The organism is Pararhizobium antarcticum (assembly GCF_001885585.1).
Classification (GTDB): Bacteria; Pseudomonadota; Alphaproteobacteria; order Rhizobiales; family Rhizobiaceae; genus Pararhizobium; species Pararhizobium antarcticum.
In genome coordinates, this window is sequence record NZ_LSRP01000077.1 from 1 (window position 1) to 16,784 (window position 16,784).

Below are 16,784 nucleotides of genomic sequence, written 5' to 3' on the forward strand. Positions count from 1 at the left end.
GCATTGGCAAAGCCGCAGAAAAGCAGTGCCGAGCCCGAGCCCAGCAGAAAAGTCTTCAATTTCATAATCTTCCTCCCAGAAGAGTGATGAGCATTTGCTTCGCTCGTGGGCAATTACTCATCAAACAACCAGCAGAGTCAATCGATATTCCATGCTGCACTGCAGAGTGAAACATCCAACCTAATGATTATAAAGGATAATATTTTCAGCGCCGCAAACGACGTCCCTGCATAAACCCGTCCTATGAACGATAGAACGATGCTTTCAAACGCTCAGGCGCTCAGCAGATAGGCTGCGGTGACTTCATCGGTGATGATTCCGTTGATGATGCGGCCTGTAAGGGCTGCCCGGATCGCCGTATATTTTTTCAGCCCTTTGGCAAGGCCGATGACCGTGGCGGTGTCCCGTGACGGCAAGGGCACGCTGGCCACGCGATCATTGATCACATCAGCGAGAAGCTGGCCTTCCTTGTCGAACATCCAGCCGCAGATCTCGCCGCAGGCGCCGGTTGACGTAAGCCGGTCCATTTCCTCCCGGGCGAGGAACCCGTCGACGCAAAGCGGCGCGTCTGTGCCCAGTTCGCCGACGCCGACAAAAGCGACATTCGCCTGCCGTCCCAGCTGCAACGCAAACTGCACGAGGTCCTGGCGATGCAAAAGGTCGCGCTCTTCGGGCGAGGAGACGAGGACCGGCAGCGGCATGGGGAAATGTCGCGCTTTCACGGCATCCGCCATCGAAAAGATGACGTTGTAGTAGGCAGCCGATCCATCAGGACCGATATTGCCGGTCAGCGACACGATCCGGTGCTGCGGACATTCCATCGGCGGCAACTGGTCGATCGCCGCCTTCAGCGTTCGCCCGGTGCCAACAGCAAGCACCATCGGATCGGTTGATTTCAGCCAGCGCTCGATCTCGACCGCAGCGGCCTCGGCAATACCGACCGTGGTGGATGTCGAGGCAGGATCGGTCGGAACCACCTCGACATAGCGAAGCGCGAACTTGTCCTTCAGGCGCTCCGCCAGTTCCAGGCAGGCGGCAATCGGGTGGTCGAGCCGGACCTTGATGAGCTTTTCGGCCACGGCGAGCGAAACCAGCCGTTGCGCGGACTGGCGCGAAATGCCCATTGCCGAGGCGATCTCGTCCTGCGTCCGGCCGGCGACATAATAGAGCCAACCGGCCCGCGCCGCATCGTCCAACCTGTTGTTTGCCTCCGCCCGTCTCGCCATCGACCATTCTTCCCTTGCGCAAACTCCGATTGAATTGCTGGCATTTTTACAGGCTGCCTGTCAAACGGGCGACAAGCGAGAAGCCCTGAAATACACACCTAACAAGCTGAAAAGACAGTCGTTTAAGAGAAATTGAATTTCGAAATTTTACCATTTGATAAAAAAATCAAGCTGAGTTACCGTTTCGTCAGCCAAAGCTCGACATTTGGGGAGATAAAAATGGGAACTATGGAATCCGGAATTCACAGGGGCCGTCTGTCCCCGGCGCAATATGAGGCGAATTTTTCCGACCTCCACGCACCGCTCGACGATCACGAAGCCCTTGTTGCAGCCGACCGCTGCTACTTCTGCCACGACGCGCCATGCATGACGGCCTGTCCCACCTCGATCGATATCCCGCTGTTCATTCGGCAGATATCGACCGGCAACCCGATCGGCTCGGCCAACACGATTTTCGACCAGAACATTCTGGGCGGCATGTGCGCCCGCGTCTGTCCCACCGAGACGCTGTGCGAGCAGGCTTGCGTGCGCAACGAGGCCGAGCACAGGCCGGTGGAAATCGGCCGGTTGCAGCGATACGCGACCGACATCGCGATGGAACAGGACAAGCAGTTCTACGCCCGCTCCGAGCCGACCGGCAAGACCATTGCTGTCGTCGGTGCCGGACCGGCGGGCCTCGCCTGCGCCCATCGCCTTGCCGTCAACGGCCATGACGTCGTCATCTATGATGCCCGCGAAAAGGCCGGTGGCCTCAATGAATACGGCATTGCCACCTACAAGGCGGTCGACGATTTCGCCCAGAAGGAAGTCGATTACGTGCTCGCCATTGGCGGGATCGAGATCCGCAACAGCCAGATGCTCGGCCGTGACGTCTCTCTGGCTGACCTGAAATCCCGCCATGATGCGGTTTTCCTCGGCATGGGCCTGAGCGGCGTCAATGCGCTGCGCACCGAGGGAGAGGCTGCCGATGGTGTCGAAGACGCCATTGATTTCATCGCCCGCCTGCGCCAGGCCGGCGACAAGGCTGAGGTAGCCATCGGCCGCCGCGTCGTCGTTCTCGGCGGCGGCATGACGGCAATCGATGCCGCTGTCCAGGCCAAGCTGCTGGGTGCAGAGGAAGTGACCATCTGCTACCGCCGCGGCAAGGAGCACATGAACGCTTCTGAGTTCGAGCAGGATCTGGCGGCCTCGAAGGGCGTCTCGATCAAGCACTGGCTGCAGCCGAAACGCATTGTCAGCCGCGATGGCAAGGTCGCCGGCATCGAGCTGGAATATACCACGCTCAGCGAAAACCGCCTCGTCGGCACCGGAGAGACCGGCATCATCGCCGCGGACCAGATCCTGAAGGCGATCGGCCAGACATTCGAAGCCGACGGCCTCGGTGCGCTGCTGCTCGACGGTGGCCGCATTTCGACGGATGCCGAAGGTCGCACGACGCTCGACGGCGTCTGGGCCGGTGGTGACTGCGTCAAGGGCGGCGAGGACCTGACGGTTTCCGCCGTTGCCATGGGTCGCGACGCGGCCATGTCGATCCACCGGGCGCTTGCCGCCGACGTTCAGCCCGCCACAGCGGTCGCTTGAAGAGGAGAATGAACAATGGCTGATCTCCGCAACAATTTCGTTGGTATCAAGTCTCCCAATCCGTTCTGGCTGGCCTCTGCGCCACCGACGGACAAGGCCTACAATGTCGAGCGCGCCTTCAAGGCCGGCTGGGGCGGCGTGGTCTGGAAGACGCTCGGCGAGGAAGGCCCGCCGGTCGTCAACGTCAATGGCCCGCGCTACGGCGCCATTTGGGGAGCCGACCGCCGCCTTCTTGGTCTCAACAACATCGAACTGATTACCGACCGCGACCTCTACACCAACCTGCGCGAGATGAAGCAGGTGAAGATGAACTGGCCGGACCGGGCGCTGATCGCCTCGATCATGGTGCCGTGCGAAGAGCAGGCTTGGAAATCCATCCTGCCATTGGTCGAAGAAACCGGTGCCGACGGCATCGAGCTCAATTTCGGCTGTCCGCACGGCATGTCGGAGCGCGGCATGGGGGCTGCGGTCGGCCAGGTTCCGGAATATATCGAGATGGTGGTGCGCTGGTGCAAGCAATACACTCGCATGCCTGTCATCACCAAGCTTACGCCCAATATCACCGATATCCGCAATCCCGCGCGCGCCGCCAAACGCGGCGGGACGGATGCGGTCTCGCTGATCAACACGATCAACTCGATCACCTCGGTCAATCTCGACACCTTCTCCCCGGAACCGTCGATCGATGGCAAGGGCAGCCATGGCGGTTATTGCGGCCCGGCAGTCAAGCCGATCGCGCTGAACATGGTGGCCGAAATCGCCCGCGATCCGGAAACGAGTGGGTTGCCGATCTCCGGCATCGGCGGCGTCACCACCTGGCGCGATGCGGCAGAATTCCTCGTTCTTGGCGCCGGCAATGTGCAGGTCTGCACGGCCGCCATGACCTATGGCTTCAAGATCGTCGAGGAAATGATCACCGGTCTCTCCGACTGGATGGACGCCAAGGGCCACCGGACCCTCGACGACATCACCGGCCGCGCCGTGCCGAACATTTCCGACTGGCAGTATCTCAACCTCAACTACATCGCCAAGGCGCATATCGATCAGGATGCCTGCATCAAATGCGGCCGCTGTCACATCGCCTGCGAGGATACGTCCCACCAGGCGATCACCCAGTTCGTCGATGGCATCAGGCACTTCGAAGTGATGGATGATGAATGTGTCGGCTGCAATCTCTGCGTCAACGTCTGTCCCGTGCAGGACTGCATCACCATGGTGCCGCTGGCGGCAGGCACGCTGGACGAACGCACCGGCAAACCTGTTGATCCCAACTATGCCAACTGGACGACCCATCCGAACAACCCGATGGCCCGTCAGGCCGCGGAATAAGCCTTTCAGACCAACAGCAGACAGCACTATATTGGCCGGCTTCCCCGTGGAGCCGGCCAAACTTCCTCTAAAGCTCAGCGACAGCCAATTGCACAGGGGCGAAACGCCGTCTCCGCAAATCCGCCGTTGCTCCCGGTCGCGGAACCCGTCAATATAAGGGAAATCAAAAACGGCGGGCGCAGACAGCAACCGCGCAGCGACCGGATACCCGCATTTGAAACGCGATCTCGCAACGCTGCGCAAGAAGCTGCACCTGTTCTCGGGCTTGGTGCTGGCGACCTTCATCCTTGGCCATTTCGGCAATCTTTTCGCCGGCCTCGTTTCGGTGGAAGCCATGGAGGCTGTGCGCCAACCGCTGCATCTGATCTGGCGCAGCTGGCCGGGTACGATCCTGCTCTATGGCGCACTTTTCGGGCATTTTGCCATGGCGCTCGACAGTCTGTACCGACGACAGACCCTGCGCATGCCGCCACGGGAAGCGTTGAAAATCCTGTTCGGATTGAGCCTGCCCTTCCTGCTGGTTGCCCATGTCGTGGGCACGCGGCTCGAATACACACTGTCTGGCTTCAGCATGGACTATCCCCGCATATTGCGGATCCTCTGGTCCAATAATTTCGACACCTACAAACAGTCCTTTGCGCTTCTCGCGGCCTGGTCCCATGGTTGCCTCGGCATCTGGTTCTGGCTGCGCGGCAAGGCCTGGTTCGACCGTTACGCGCTGGCGCTCTATTCCGCAGCCATTCTCGTTCCCGTGATCGCCCTGATCGGTTTTGCCGTCTCCGCCCGCTCGCTCGATCCTGCGGTGCAAAGCCTGCGCTGGTTCGAGGAAGGCCGCAGCGATCCCGCCACGCTCGCCGCCCTGAGACAGGCGATCTATATCGGGCTGCTGCTGGCCATCGGCACAGTCCTGACCCTCCGCGCCTGGCCATCGCGCGGCCGCATCCGCATCACCTATCCGGACGGCCGCGTCGTTCCCGTGACCGCCGGCTTCAGCGTACTGGAAGCCAGCCGTTCCGCCGGCATCCCGCATCTCTCCATCTGCGGCGGTCGTGGCCGTTGTTCCACCTGCAGGGTCCGGATCACCAGCGGTCTGCATGGCCAGCCCGATGCAACCGACGCCGAAAGCGCAACGCTCAGGCGTATCCGGGCGCCGGCCAATGTCCGCCTTGCCTGCCAGTTGCGCCCGGCAAAAGACCTGACGATCGCGCCGGTCCTGGGTGCCGACAGCATGGGGCTGAAATCCGGTCCATCCAGTGAAGAGGCTGCGGGCCGCGAGCGCCGGATTACCGTGTTGTTCTGCGACCTCAGGGACTTCACACAACTCGCCCAGAAACAATTGCCCTTCGACACGGTTTTCCTGCTCAATCGCTATTTCGAAACCATCGGCGAGGCTGTCGAAAGCTCGGGCGGCGTCATCGACAAATTCATCGGTGACGGCGTGCTGGCACTTTTCGGGCTCAACACCACGGTGGAAGAGGCAAGCGCGCAGGCACTGGCCGCCACGGTGCGCATCAGCAAGGGCATCGCGCTTTTGAACCGCAGCTTTTCCAGCGAGCTCGAAAAGCCGCTGCGCATCGCCATGGGCATGCATGCCGGCCCGGCGATCATCGGCCATATCGGTTATGGCAAGGCCACGGCACTGACCGCCGTTGGTGATACGATCAATGCCGCCAGCCGTCTGGAGGGATTTGCCAAGGAATATGATGCGGAAATCGCCGTCTCTGCCGATGTTGTCCGCTATGCCGGACTGACGCTGGAAGGCCACGAACGGCACCACATCACCATTCGCGGCCGGACCGGCACGCTGGAAACGCTGATCATCCCGAAAGCCACAGATATCGCGGCATCCCTGCCAGCAACCGAAGCGCAGGCGGTCTGATCAAACGCAAGCCGTATCAGACCGTTGCAGGGCCGTGGACGGCAAGACCGTTGATGAAAAGCTGTTCCAGGAAGCGCGCGGCATCCTCGAAGCGCCCCTCGCCGGAATGCGTCTCGCCGAGAACGGCACGCACCTGCACATCGAAATCGGCATAGTGCTGGGTCGTCGACCAGATCGCAAAAATCAGATGGTATGGATCGCATTTGGCGATCTTGCCAGCCTTGACCCAGGTTCGGATCACCTCGGCCTTTTCATCCACCAGGGTTTTCAGCGGCCCTTTCAACTCATCGAGAATATGCGGTGCATTCTGCAGAACCTCGTTGGCGAAAAGCCGGCTTTCGCGCGGAAAATCCCGGGCCATTTCAAGCTTTCGGCGGATATAGCTGCGGATCTCGGCGACCGGATTTCCCTCGGCATCGAACTCGCGCAGCGGGTCAAGCCAGCTGTCGAGCACGCGGTCGATCAGTGCCCGGTGCATCGCCTCCTTGGTGCGGAAATAATAGAGGAGATTGGGCTTCGACATGCCAGCCACATCGGCAATCTGGTCGATGGTGCTGCCGCGGAAGCCATGCGTCGCAAAAACCTCCAGCGCGGCCTCCAGGATCTGCTCTTCCTTCTCCTCCTGGATGCGGGTTCGCCGCTGGGTCTTCGCCGCTCTCGGTAGGACCATGTCTCCCCCTGAACTCCGTTTCCGTCACGCCACCACAGCCAATTATATGCCCACCATCAGCCTGCGCTAAAATTTTGGACACCGTCCCCGCTTTTTTGTTTTTTCGTCTTGAGTGCGGCAACGGAAGTTGTAATGTTTTACCAACCGGTCAAATTATCAGTCAGTTCCGAAACAAACGCAACGACTGATCGCAGGGCAATCGAAAAAACCAGATGCCCCGATCTGACCGACGGGAACCATAGGCGCCGCAGCATGCGAAACCGCCAAGACACTGGATGAGGGAGAAAGCCATGGCAGCACCGGGCGAGAACATGCGCATCAATGCGGATCGTCTCTGGGATACGCTGATGGACATGGCGAAGATCGGCCCCGGCATTGCCGGCGGCAACAACCGCCAGACTTTGACCGACGAAGACGGCGAAGGCCGCAAGCTGTTCCAGTCCTGGTGCGAACAGGCCGGCATGAGCATGGGCGTCGATACCATGGGCAACATGTTCTTCACCCGCCCCGGCACCGATCCGGACGCCCTTCCCGTCTATGTCGGCTCGCATCTCGACACGCAGCCGACCGGCGGAAAATATGACGGCGTTCTCGGCGTGCTCGCCGGTCTCGAACTGGTGCGCTCGATGAACGATCTCGACATCCGGACGAAGCACCCCATCGTCGTCACCAACTGGACCAACGAGGAAGGCGCCCGTTTTGCACCCGCCATGCTCGCGTCGGGCGTCTTTGCCGGCGTGCACGCCCAGGATTTCGCCTATGACCGCAAGGATCCCGAGGGAAAGCGTTTCGGCGACGAGTTGAAGCGCATCGGCTGGATTGGCGACGAGGTGGTCGGCGCGCGCAAGATGCACGCCTATTTCGAATATCACATCGAGCAGGGCCCGATCCTCGAGGCAGAGAACAAGCAGATCGGCGTCGTCACCCACTGCCAGGGTCTCTGGTGGCTGGAATTCACGCTCACCGGCCGCGAGGCGCATACCGGCTCGACGCCAATGAACCTGCGCGTCAATGCCGGCCTTGCCATGGCCCGCATCATCGAAATGGTCCAAGGGGTGGCGATAGCCGAACAGCCGGGTGCCGTCGGCGGCGTCGGCCAGGTGTTCTTTTCCCCCAACTCCCGCAACGTGCTGCCGGGAAAGGTCGTCTTCACCGTCGATATCCGCTCACCAGACAAGGAAAAGCTCGACCGGATGCGGGCGAAAATCGAGGCGGAAGCGCCTGAGATCACCGACGCGCTCGGCGTCGGCTGCTCGATCGAGGCGATCGGCCATTTCGAGCCTGTCACATTCGACCCGACGCTCGTCACCGCCGTGCGCAACGCCGCCGAACGGCTCGGCTACAGCCACATGAACCTGATTTCTGGCGCTGGCCATGACGCCTGCTGGACCGCGAAAGTCGCGCCCTCGACCATGGTCATGTGCCCTTGCGTCGGCGGCTTGAGCCACAACGAGGCCGAGGACATTTCAAAGGAATGGGCCGCCGCAGGCTGCGACGTGCTGCTGCATGCGGTGGTGGAGACGGCGGGGATTGTGGAGTGACCCCAGACACCTCCACGGATCCGACTGAGACCAGCCGCGGCGAGAAGGCAGCGGTTGAATATTCGTTCACCATGCGCTTGCAAGGCCTTTCTCCCGCGGAAATTGAACGCTTCGTTGCTGAGGCTGACGGTTGGCGAATAAAACCCGGTGCCAATGTTGTTTACCTGTTCCCGGAAAACGAACCGGAGTTCGACGGAAACGCCGGGGATTACTTGCACGGTGTCTTTTCCCGTCACGAAACGGTTTTGAATGCCGCAGCGCAGATCGGCACATCCCGTGAAATCAGCCTCGCAATCTATTTCGACGCGAACCGGATCGCAGCGATTTGCCCCAAATTTGACAACACGATCATCCGGCGACTGGCGGACCTGAATTTCTCGCTCGAAATCTGCGTGTTTCCGAGCAACTTTGAAGACGACGAAGGAACGGAAGAATGACCACCATCATCAAAAACGGCACAATCGTCACCGCAGACCTCACCTACAAGGCCGACCTCAAGATCGATGCCGGCAAGATCATAGAGATCGGCCCAAACCTGACCGGCGACGAGGTGCTGGACGCCACGGGCTGTTATGTCATGCCGGGTGGCATCGATCCGCACACCCATCTCGAAATGCCGTTCATGGGCACCTATTCGTCCGACGATTTCGAAAGCGGGACGCGGGCGGCGCTGTCCGGCGGCACGACCATGGTCGTCGATTTTGCCTTGCCCGCACCAGGCCAGTCGCTGCTCGAAGCGCTGGATATGTGGGACAACAAGACCTCGCGGGCCAATTGCGACTTCTCCTTCCACATGGCGATCACCTGGTGGGGCGAGCAGGTCTTCAACGAGATGCAGACGATCGTTCAGGACAAGGGTATCAACTCGTTCAAGCACTTCATGGCCTACAAGGGCGCGCTGATGGTGGATGACGACGAAATGTTCCACTCGTTCCAGCGCTGCGCCGAACTCGGCGCGCTGCCGATGGTGCACGCCGAAAATGGCGACATCGTTGCGCAGATGCAGGCCAAGCTTTTGGCCGACGGCAACAATGGCCCGGAGGCGCATGCCTATTCGAGGCCCGCCGCCGTCGAGGGGGAGGCAACCAACCGCGCCATCATCATCGCCGACATGGCCGGCGCGCCGCTCTATGTCGTGCACACCTCCTGCGAACAAGCGCACGAAGCCATCCGCCGCGCCCGGCAAAACGGCATGCGCGTCTATGGCGAACCGCTGATCCAGCACCTGACGCTGGACGAGAGCGAATATGCCAATCCCGACTGGGACCACGCCGCCCGCCGCGTCATGAGCCCGCCGTTCCGCAACAAGCAGCATCAGGATTCACTCTGGGCCGGCCTTTCCGCCGGTTCGCTGCAGGTCGTCGCCACCGATCACTGTGCCTTCACGACCGCCCAGAAACGCTTCGGCGTCGGCGATTTCACCAAGATCCCGAATGGCACCGGCGGCCTCGAAGACCGCATGCCGATGCTCTGGACCCACGGCGTCGCCACTGGCCGCATCACCATGAACGAGTTCGTCGCGGTGACCTCGACCAACATCGCCAAGATCCTCAACATGTATCCGAGAAAGGGCGCGATCCTCGTCGGCGCCGATGCCGATCTTGTCGTCTGGGATCCGAAGCGCTCGAAAACCATCTCGGCCTCCGCGCAGCAATCGGCGATCGACTACAATGTCTTCGAAGGCAAGACCGTCACCGGCCTTCCGCGCTACACGCTGACGCGCGGCGTCGTCGCGATAGAGGAAGGCACCATCAAGACCCGCGAGGGCCACGGCGAATTCGTCAAGCGCGACGCCTTCACGGCCGTCAACAGGGCACTTTCGACCTGGAAGGACATCACCGCCCCCCGCAAAGTCCAGCGCACCGGCATTCCGGCAAGCGGAGTTTGATGCGCGTGCCGCGGAAACATGGCTCCATCGCTGTCATCGCTGCCCTTGCGATACCCGTAGCCGCATCTGCGCAGGAAAAATTCCTGGACGGCGCGTACGGGAACAAGGAAGGCTGCACCTACGCCAACACGGGTGAGAGTTCCGGCGCGGACTCCTTCTTCCTTTTGACGGATGAGGCCATCACTACCGCTGCGTCCTACTGCGCATTCAAGGGGCCGGTCCGCAAGTCTGGCGCATCCTTTTCGGTAAGGATTGACTGCGAGGAGGAAGGCATGGAAGGCTCGGTTGAGGAGACCGTAGACATTCGCCGGACAGGCCCAGCCTACAGCATCATCTTCGAGGACGGAAACACATGGGGACCCCTCGACAAATGCAAATGACCGGCGTCCGACACTGTCCCACCGCCGGCTCAAGCTGGCACCAGCCCATCCAGTTCCGGCAGCAGGATGACGCTTTCCTGTTCGTTCGGATCTGTCCGGGCGATCACTGCCGAGGCTGGCTGGTCGGAGAGGTTGGCCGGCAGATGCGGTACGCCCGCCGGGATGTAGAACATCTCGCCGGCGCGAACGACAACGTGGTTTTCCAGCCGCTCACCGTACCAGGTGTGCGCCTCGCCGGACAGCATGTAGATGGCGGTTTCGTGGCTTGCATGCTTGTGCGCCTTGGCGCGGCCGCCGGGCGGAATGGTCAGCAGATGCATGCAGATGCCGCTCGACCCGACACTCTCCGCAGCGATGCCCGCGAAATAGCTGAACCCCTGCTTGCCGTCATAGGTGTCGCCGGGACGAACTATGCGGCAGGTCGGCTGTGATGATTGCGACATATGCTTCCTCCCTCAGGAATCGAAACCCCAGCAAGGGTACTGCAATCTCGATGAATTGCGCAGGCCAAAACAAGATCGCAGCCCCCATGATGCGCCCGTCAGGCGCTCCGACAGAAGCAGGCAGGACGACATGAACCAGACTTCCGAATCCGTTGTCTCCGCAAGGCAGCTGGGCCTGACCTTCGAGACCAATGACGGCCCCGTCCATGCGCTGACGGGTGTCGATCTCTCGGTCAACAAGGGCGATTTCGTCTCCTTCATCGGCCCCTCCGGCTGCGGCAAGACGACCTTCCTGCGCGTGATTGCTGATCTCGAAAAACCGACCTCGGGCACGATCACCGTCAATGGCCTGTCGCCGGAGGAAGCCCGCCGCAAGCGCGCCTATGGCTATGTCTTCCAGGCCGCAGCGCTCTATCCGTGGCGGACGATCGAAAACAACATCGCGCTTCCCTTGGAGATCATGGGCTATTCGAAACAGGAGCAGAAAGAGCGCGTCGACCGCACGCTCGACCTCGTCAACCTCTCCGGCTTCGGCAAGAAATTTCCCTGGCAGCTGTCCGGCGGCATGCAGCAGCGGGCCTCGATTGCCCGCGCGCTTGCCTTCGATGCCGACCTGCTTTTGATGGACGAACCCTTCGGCGCACTGGACGAGATTGTCCGCGATCACCTCAACGAGCAATTGCTGAAGCTCTGGGACCGCACCAACAAGACGATCTGTTTCGTCACCCATTCAATCCCCGAAGCGGTCTACCTCTCGACCCGCATCGTCGTCATGAGCCCCCGCCCCGGCCGCGTCACCGACGTGATCGAATCCCCCCTGCCGCGCGACCGCCCGCTCGGCATCCGCGAAACCCCCGAATTCCTGGAAATCGCCCATCGTGTGCGCGAAGGCTTGAGAGCGGGGCACAGCTATGACGAATAGGGTTTCGGTGTTTGCGGAATGCCGCGCTTGCTTCCTCTTCTTCCCTGCGGGGAGACGTGCCGAGCACATGCGAGGCGATGAGGGGGGATCGCGACACACTCGGAAAAGGCCGCACCGCCCCCTCATCCGGCGCGCTGCGCCACCTTCTCCCCGCTGGGGAGAAGAGGAGTTGGGATCATGACCGCGCCTTACGCCTTCTGGCTGTTCCTCGCGACCGGCATTTTCCTCGGTGGCGCCACGGCGTCGCGGGCCTATGTCGGCAATGACAAAATTCTGTTGCTGCTGCTGTCGCTTGGGCTCTACATGGTCGGAAACCTGATCATGCTGAAGCTGATGCGCATCGGTGGCCTGGGTCTTGCCATCTCGCTGTCGGCCGTCGTGCAACTGGTGCTGATCAACCTGATCGCCTTCGGCGTCTTCGGCGAAAGACTGAGCCTTGCCCAGATGGCAGGCGTCGGTCTGGGCATCGTAGCGATGGGGCTGATGATGCTGCCAGCAGGAGGCAAGGCATGATGGAAAAGCCGAGTGTGTTTCAGGAGCGTGTGCTCCCCGTCCTCACCATTCTCTTCGCTTTGCTCGTCATCTGGTATGTCGCCGTCGTCTTTCTCAATGCGCCCTTCGAACGAGACACGGCCGGCCGGGCCGGGACGACGATCACGTTTTCCGAAATCCTGCCGAAAACCATGTTTCAGCAGCGGCCGGTACTGCCGGCACCGCACCAGGTGATCGCCGAGATCTGGGATACGACCGTCAACAAGGCCGTGACCTCGAAGCGCAGCCTTGTCTACCACGCCTGGATCACGCTGTCGGCGACGCTGCTCGGCTTCATCATGGGTGGCGTTCTCGGCATCCTGCTGGCCGTGGGCATCGTCCACAACAGGGCAATGGATCGATCTTTCATGCCCTGGGTGATCGCCAGCCAGACGATCCCGATCCTTGCCATCGCCCCGATGATCATCGTGGTCTTGAACGCAATCGGCATTTCCGGCCTGCTGCCAAAGGCGCTGATCTCGACCTACTTGTCGTTCTTCCCCGTCGTCGTCGGCATGGTGAAGGGCCTGCGCAGCCCCGAACAGATCCAGCTCGATCTGATGCACACCTATCATGCCAGCAAGGCCCAGACCTTCTGGAAGCTGCGCTGGCCAGCCTCGATGCCCTATCTCTTCGCGTCGCTGAAAGTGGCGGTGGCGATTTCGCTGGTCGGGGCCATTGTCGGAGAGCTTCCAACCGGCGCGGTCGCCGGCCTCGGTGCCCGGCTTCTGGCGGGCTCCTATTACGGCCAGACAGTGCAGATCTGGTCGGCCCTGTTCATGGCGGCGGCGTTGGCTGCAACGCTGGTTATGGTCGTCGGGCTTGCCCATACCGCTGTCCTCAAACGCATGGGGATCAAGCCATGAACCAGGCAACCGACATGGGCGCCCTGATCGCCGCCATCCTCTTCTGGCTTTCCGCCTGGGCGCTGAACGAATGGCTGGTGCGCCGGACATTCCGGAGCGGAGTGTTGAACCGGACCGCACGGATCGTCGTGCCTGTGCTGTTCGGCGTCTCGATCCTCGTGCTCTGGGAAGGCATCGTCCGTGGCTTTGCCATCCCTTCGGTGCTTCTGCCGCCGCCATCGATGATCTGGGTGCGGCTGATCGGTTCCGTGCCGATCCTCTGGGCGGATTTCCAGCAGACGTTCCTCAAGGCGGTGATTACAGGTTATGCGCTCGGCTGCGGCCTCGGCTTCCTGGTGGCGCTCGCCATCGACCGCTCGCCCTTCCTGCAGAAGGGGCTGTTGCCGCTCGGCAATTTCGTCTCCGCCCTGCCCGTCATCGGCGTCGCGCCGATCATGGTCATGTGGTTCGGCTTCGACTGGCAGTCCAAGGTGGCCGTTGTCGTCATCATGACCTTCTTCCCGATGCTGGTGAACACGGTCTCGGGTCTCGCCGCCGCCAGCCACATGGAACGTGACCTGATGCACACCTATGCGGCCACCTGGTTCCAGACGCTCGTCAAGCTGCGGCTGCCGGCGGCCTGGCCGTTCATCTTCAACGCCCTGAAAATCAATTCGACATTGGCGCTGATCGGCGCGATTGTCGCTGAATTCTTCGGGACGCCGATCGTCGGCATGGGCTTTCGCATTTCCACCGAAGTGGGGCGCATGAATGTCGACATGGTCTGGGCCGAGATCGCCGTTGCCGCGGTGGCGGGCTCCATCTTTTACGGGGTGATCGCGCTCATCGAGCGGGCCGTCACCTTCTGGCATCCGTCCGTTCGCAATGCGCGGACGGTCTGAGGAGAAAGGCCCGTCCGCTCACGGACAGGCCAAAACAAGAAGGCCGCCCGACCGTAAAGGGAGGGCATAACAAAAGAGGGAACTGAGATGAAAACGAAACTTGCCTCCATGCTTCTGGCCAGCGCATTTTCGCTGTCCGCCTTTCAGGCAGAAGCCGCCGACAAGGTGGTCCTGCAGTTGAAATGGGTCACACAGGCCCAGTTCGCCGGCTATTACGTCGCCAAGGACAAGGGCTTCTATGAAGAAGAAGGCCTCGACGTCGAGATCAAGCCGGGCGGCCCGGATATTGCCCCGCCGCAGGTCATCGCCGGCGGTGGCGCCGATGTCGTCGTCGACTGGATGCCGTCGGCGCTTGCAACCCGTGAAAAGGGCGTTCCGCTCGTCAACATCGCCCAGCCGTTCAAGTCTTCGGGCATGATGCTGACCTGCCTGAAGGAGTCAGGCGTTGCGACACCGGCCGACTTCAAGGGCAAGACGCTCGGCGTCTGGTTCTTCGGCAATGAATATCCCTTCTTGTCCTGGATGAGCCAGCTTGGTCTGAAGACCGACGGCGGCCCGGATGGCGTCACCGTCCTCAAGCAGGGCTTCAACGTCGATCCGCTGATCCAGAAGCAGGCTGCCTGCATCTCGACCATGACCTACAATGAATACTGGCAGGTCATCGATGCCGGTATCAAGGCCGAAGACCTGGTGACCTTCAAGTATGAGGACCAGGGCGTTGCGACGCTCGAGGACGGCCTCTACGTGCTCGAAGACAAGCTCAAGGACCCGGCCTTCAAGGAAAAGATGGTCAAGTTCGTACGGGCCTCGATGAAGGGCTGGAAATACGCCGAGACCAATCCGGATGAAGCGGCCGGCATTGTGCTGGAAAACGATTCCACCGGCGCCCAGACGGAAGAACACCAGAAGCGCATGATGGGTGAAGTCGCCAAGCTGACCGCCGGCTCCAACGGCGCACTCGACGAAGCCGACTACAAGCGCACCGTGGAGTCCCTGATGAAGGGCGGTTCCGACCCTGTGATCACCAAGCAGCCGGAAGGCGCCTTCACGCTCGACATCACGGCCGAAGCGCTGAAATAAACCTTTCGCCACTAAATCTGCAAACGGAAGACGCGCGGCTTGCCCCGCGCGTCTTTTTTTTCCGGCGAAATTGCACGTCGGAGACGAATGGTCGCAAGGTTCAGAAACAAAAACCGCGTTGCATTGCAAAAAGCAGATGATAGAAATAGTGAGGCACCATTGTTTGCAGCCGGTCTCTTGTAACAGGAAGACAGCACAGTTACATGAGCCTCGGCGTAAAGCGTGAGGACGCCCCGGGAAGAGTGACCCAAATTGCAGCTGGCATGTGCGGAGACCAAAGCGAGGAATGCGCCGGTTTCCTGTTGCAGCACAATTGCTGGCGCAGCGGCGTTTCTGGATGGCATAGTCGATTTTCAAGGAAACTGTTCTGATGGCCTTTAATGCAAAGTTCGCCGCCGGTGTATCTGCTTCGCTGATGCTGCTGCTGATGTCGTCGCCGGGACGGGCCCAGGAACCGGCAGAGCCGGCATCCGAACAGAATCTGCCATCCATCGTTGTCAGCGAGGTCCGTAACAATCCAATCGTCGAACGGGTGCTGGCAACAGGTGCGCTTCAGGCCGTCGAGGAAACCTACGTTGCGCCGCTGGTCGATGGACTTTCTATCCGCTCCCTGAATGCCGATGTCGGAGACACGGTCAAGGAGGGCAGCACGCTGGTCGTGCTCAACAACGACATGCTGCTTCTGACGAAGAGCGAGGGTATGGCTAATCTCGCCAAGGCCAATGCCTCCCTTGCGCAATATAAAGCGCAGCTTGCTGAAGCCACGGCGACGGCCGACGAAGCGGTGCGTGTCGCCACGCGCTCGCGCCAGCTGGCCACATCCGGCACCGTCTCGACGGCGCAGGCTGATCAGGATGAAGCATCCGCAACGGCGGCACGCGCCCGCGTCAATTCGGCAGAACAGATGATCGCCGTCGCCAATGCCGACATCAAGGTCGTCGAAGCGCAGATCTCCGACGTCGCTCTGCGCCTGACCCGGACAGAAGTGAAAGCGCCAGTGAGCGGCGTCATTGCCGCAAAGACGGCCAAGGTCGGGTCCATTGCCAGCGGTGCAGGCGAACCGCTGTTCACCATCATCAAGGACGGCGCCATCGAGATGAAGGCGGATGTTTCCGAATCCGACCTTCTGAAACTTGCCGTCGGCCAGAAGGCCAGGATCACGCTTGCCGATGGCAACAACCCGCTCGATGGCACGATCCGGCTGATTTCCCCGAAAGTCGATGACCAGACACGCCTCGGCACGGTCTATGTCAGCCTGGCACAGCCGGAAAAGGCCCGCATCGGCATGTATGCCAATGCAGAGCTGATCGTTACCGAAAAGCAGGCGATCGTTTTGCCGCTGACCGCCGTGACAACCGCGCGCAACGAGACGACCGTGCGCAAGGTTGAGGATGGCGTGGTCAGGATCGTCAAGGTCGAGACGGGGATCCAGGACGGCAGGTTCATCGAGATCACCGCCGGGCTTACGGCCGGAGACGAGGTCGTCGCAAAGGCCGGCGCCTATGTGCGCGACGGTGACAGGATCAATCCGGTCAAGCCGACCACTGACGCAACGAACTGACGGGAA

Annotated in this window: 16 protein-coding genes; 13 read left to right on the plus strand and 3 right to left on the minus strand. The window is 61.0% G+C overall.

The features are described 5' to 3' along the window. Positions 1–272: 272 nt before the first annotated feature. On the minus strand, positions 273–1,226 hold the full coding sequence (locus AX760_RS09305) for a sugar-binding transcriptional regulator (protein WP_071832609.1): 954 nt from the start codon (positions 1,224–1,226) through the stop codon (positions 273–275). Positions 1,227–1,445: 219 nt separating this feature from the next. On the opposite strand from AX760_RS09305, the gene AX760_RS09310 reads away from it, so the two are divergent. From AX760_RS09310 to AX760_RS09320, 3 genes are all read left to right on the plus strand, one after another. Beyond that, positions 1,446–2,807, plus strand: a complete 1,362-nt coding sequence (locus tag AX760_RS09310) for an NAD(P)-dependent oxidoreductase (RefSeq protein WP_071832610.1) — start codon at positions 1,446–1,448, stop codon at positions 2,805–2,807. A 15-nt stretch (positions 2,808–2,822) separates the two neighbouring features. Further along, positions 2,823–4,136: an NAD-dependent dihydropyrimidine dehydrogenase subunit PreA gene (gene preA / locus AX760_RS09315; protein ID WP_071832611.1), complete on the plus strand. Its 1,314-nt coding sequence runs from the start codon at positions 2,823–2,825 to the stop codon at positions 4,134–4,136. Positions 4,137–4,350: 214 nt separating this feature from the next. Next, on the plus strand, positions 4,351–6,015 hold the full coding sequence (locus AX760_RS09320) for an adenylate/guanylate cyclase domain-containing protein (RefSeq protein WP_071832612.1): 1,665 nt from the start codon (positions 4,351–4,353) through the stop codon (positions 6,013–6,015). Between the two features lie 16 nt (positions 6,016–6,031). Here AX760_RS09320 and AX760_RS09325 read toward each other — a convergent pair whose 3' ends face one another. Beyond that, complete coding sequence (locus tag AX760_RS09325) at positions 6,032–6,685, minus strand: TetR family transcriptional regulator C-terminal domain-containing protein (RefSeq protein ID WP_071832613.1); 654 nt, start codon at positions 6,683–6,685, stop codon at positions 6,032–6,034. A 290-nt stretch (positions 6,686–6,975) separates the two neighbouring features. On the opposite strand from AX760_RS09325, the gene AX760_RS09330 reads away from it, so the two are divergent. The 4 genes from AX760_RS09330 to AX760_RS09345 are packed head-to-tail and all read left to right on the plus strand — an operon-like array spanning position 6,976 to position 10,494. Next, positions 6,976–8,226, plus strand: coding sequence for a Zn-dependent hydrolase (locus AX760_RS09330; protein WP_071832614.1), 1,251 nt, complete (start codon positions 6,976–6,978; stop codon positions 8,224–8,226). Further along, the gene (locus AX760_RS09335) at positions 8,223–8,663 is read left to right on the plus strand and encodes a hypothetical protein (protein WP_071832615.1); all 441 of its coding nucleotides are present in this window, start codon (positions 8,223–8,225) and stop codon (positions 8,661–8,663) included. The genes AX760_RS09330 and AX760_RS09335 overlap by 4 nt, the downstream gene beginning before the upstream one ends. Then, positions 8,660–10,114 carry a dihydropyrimidinase gene (gene hydA, locus AX760_RS09340; protein ID WP_071832616.1) on the plus strand — a complete coding sequence of 485 codons (1,455 nt, stop codon included), beginning with the start codon at positions 8,660–8,662 and terminating at the stop codon, positions 10,112–10,114. Before AX760_RS09335 ends, hydA begins: the two co-directional genes overlap by 4 nt. A 5-nt stretch (positions 10,115–10,119) precedes the next feature. Further along, positions 10,120–10,494, plus strand: a complete 375-nt coding sequence (locus tag AX760_RS09345; RefSeq protein ID WP_139276058.1) for a hypothetical protein — start codon at positions 10,120–10,122, stop codon at positions 10,492–10,494. 29 nt (positions 10,495–10,523) lie between these two features. Here the strand turns inward: AX760_RS09345 and AX760_RS09350 are convergent, their stop codons facing one another. Beyond that, positions 10,524–10,937: a cupin domain-containing protein gene (locus tag AX760_RS09350; RefSeq protein WP_071832618.1), complete on the minus strand. Its 414-nt coding sequence runs from the start codon at positions 10,935–10,937 to the stop codon at positions 10,524–10,526. 130 nt (positions 10,938–11,067) lie between these two features. Here AX760_RS09350 and AX760_RS09355 point away from each other — a divergent pair, with 130 nt between their 5' ends. The 6 genes from AX760_RS09355 to AX760_RS09380 all read left to right on the plus strand — a co-directional run bounded on the left by AX760_RS09355 (position 11,068) and on the right by AX760_RS09380 (position 16,778). Continuing rightward, complete coding sequence (locus AX760_RS09355) at positions 11,068–11,859, plus strand: ABC transporter ATP-binding protein (RefSeq protein WP_071832619.1); 792 nt, start codon at positions 11,068–11,070, stop codon at positions 11,857–11,859. Positions 11,860–12,036: 177 nt separating this feature from the next. Continuing rightward, the gene (locus tag AX760_RS09360; RefSeq protein ID WP_071832620.1) at positions 12,037–12,372 is read left to right on the plus strand and encodes a hypothetical protein; all 336 of its coding nucleotides are present in this window, start codon (positions 12,037–12,039) and stop codon (positions 12,370–12,372) included. Then, entirely contained in the window at positions 12,372–13,256 is an 885-nt protein-coding gene (locus AX760_RS09365; RefSeq protein ID WP_071832676.1) for an ABC transporter permease, read from the plus strand. The genes AX760_RS09360 and AX760_RS09365 overlap by 1 nt, the downstream gene beginning before the upstream one ends. After that, positions 13,253–14,137 carry an ABC transporter permease gene (locus AX760_RS09370; protein ID WP_071832621.1) on the plus strand — a complete coding sequence of 295 codons (885 nt, stop codon included), beginning with the start codon at positions 13,253–13,255 and terminating at the stop codon, positions 14,135–14,137. Before AX760_RS09365 ends, AX760_RS09370 begins: the two co-directional genes overlap by 4 nt. An 87-nt stretch (positions 14,138–14,224) precedes the next feature. Then, complete coding sequence (locus AX760_RS09375) at positions 14,225–15,217, plus strand: ABC transporter substrate-binding protein (protein WP_071832622.1); 993 nt, start codon at positions 14,225–14,227, stop codon at positions 15,215–15,217. A gap of 370 nt (positions 15,218–15,587) precedes the next feature. After that, on the plus strand, positions 15,588–16,778 hold the full coding sequence (locus AX760_RS09380; protein ID WP_071832623.1) for an efflux RND transporter periplasmic adaptor subunit: 1,191 nt from the start codon (positions 15,588–15,590) through the stop codon (positions 16,776–16,778). Positions 16,779–16,784: the final 6 nt, after the last annotated feature.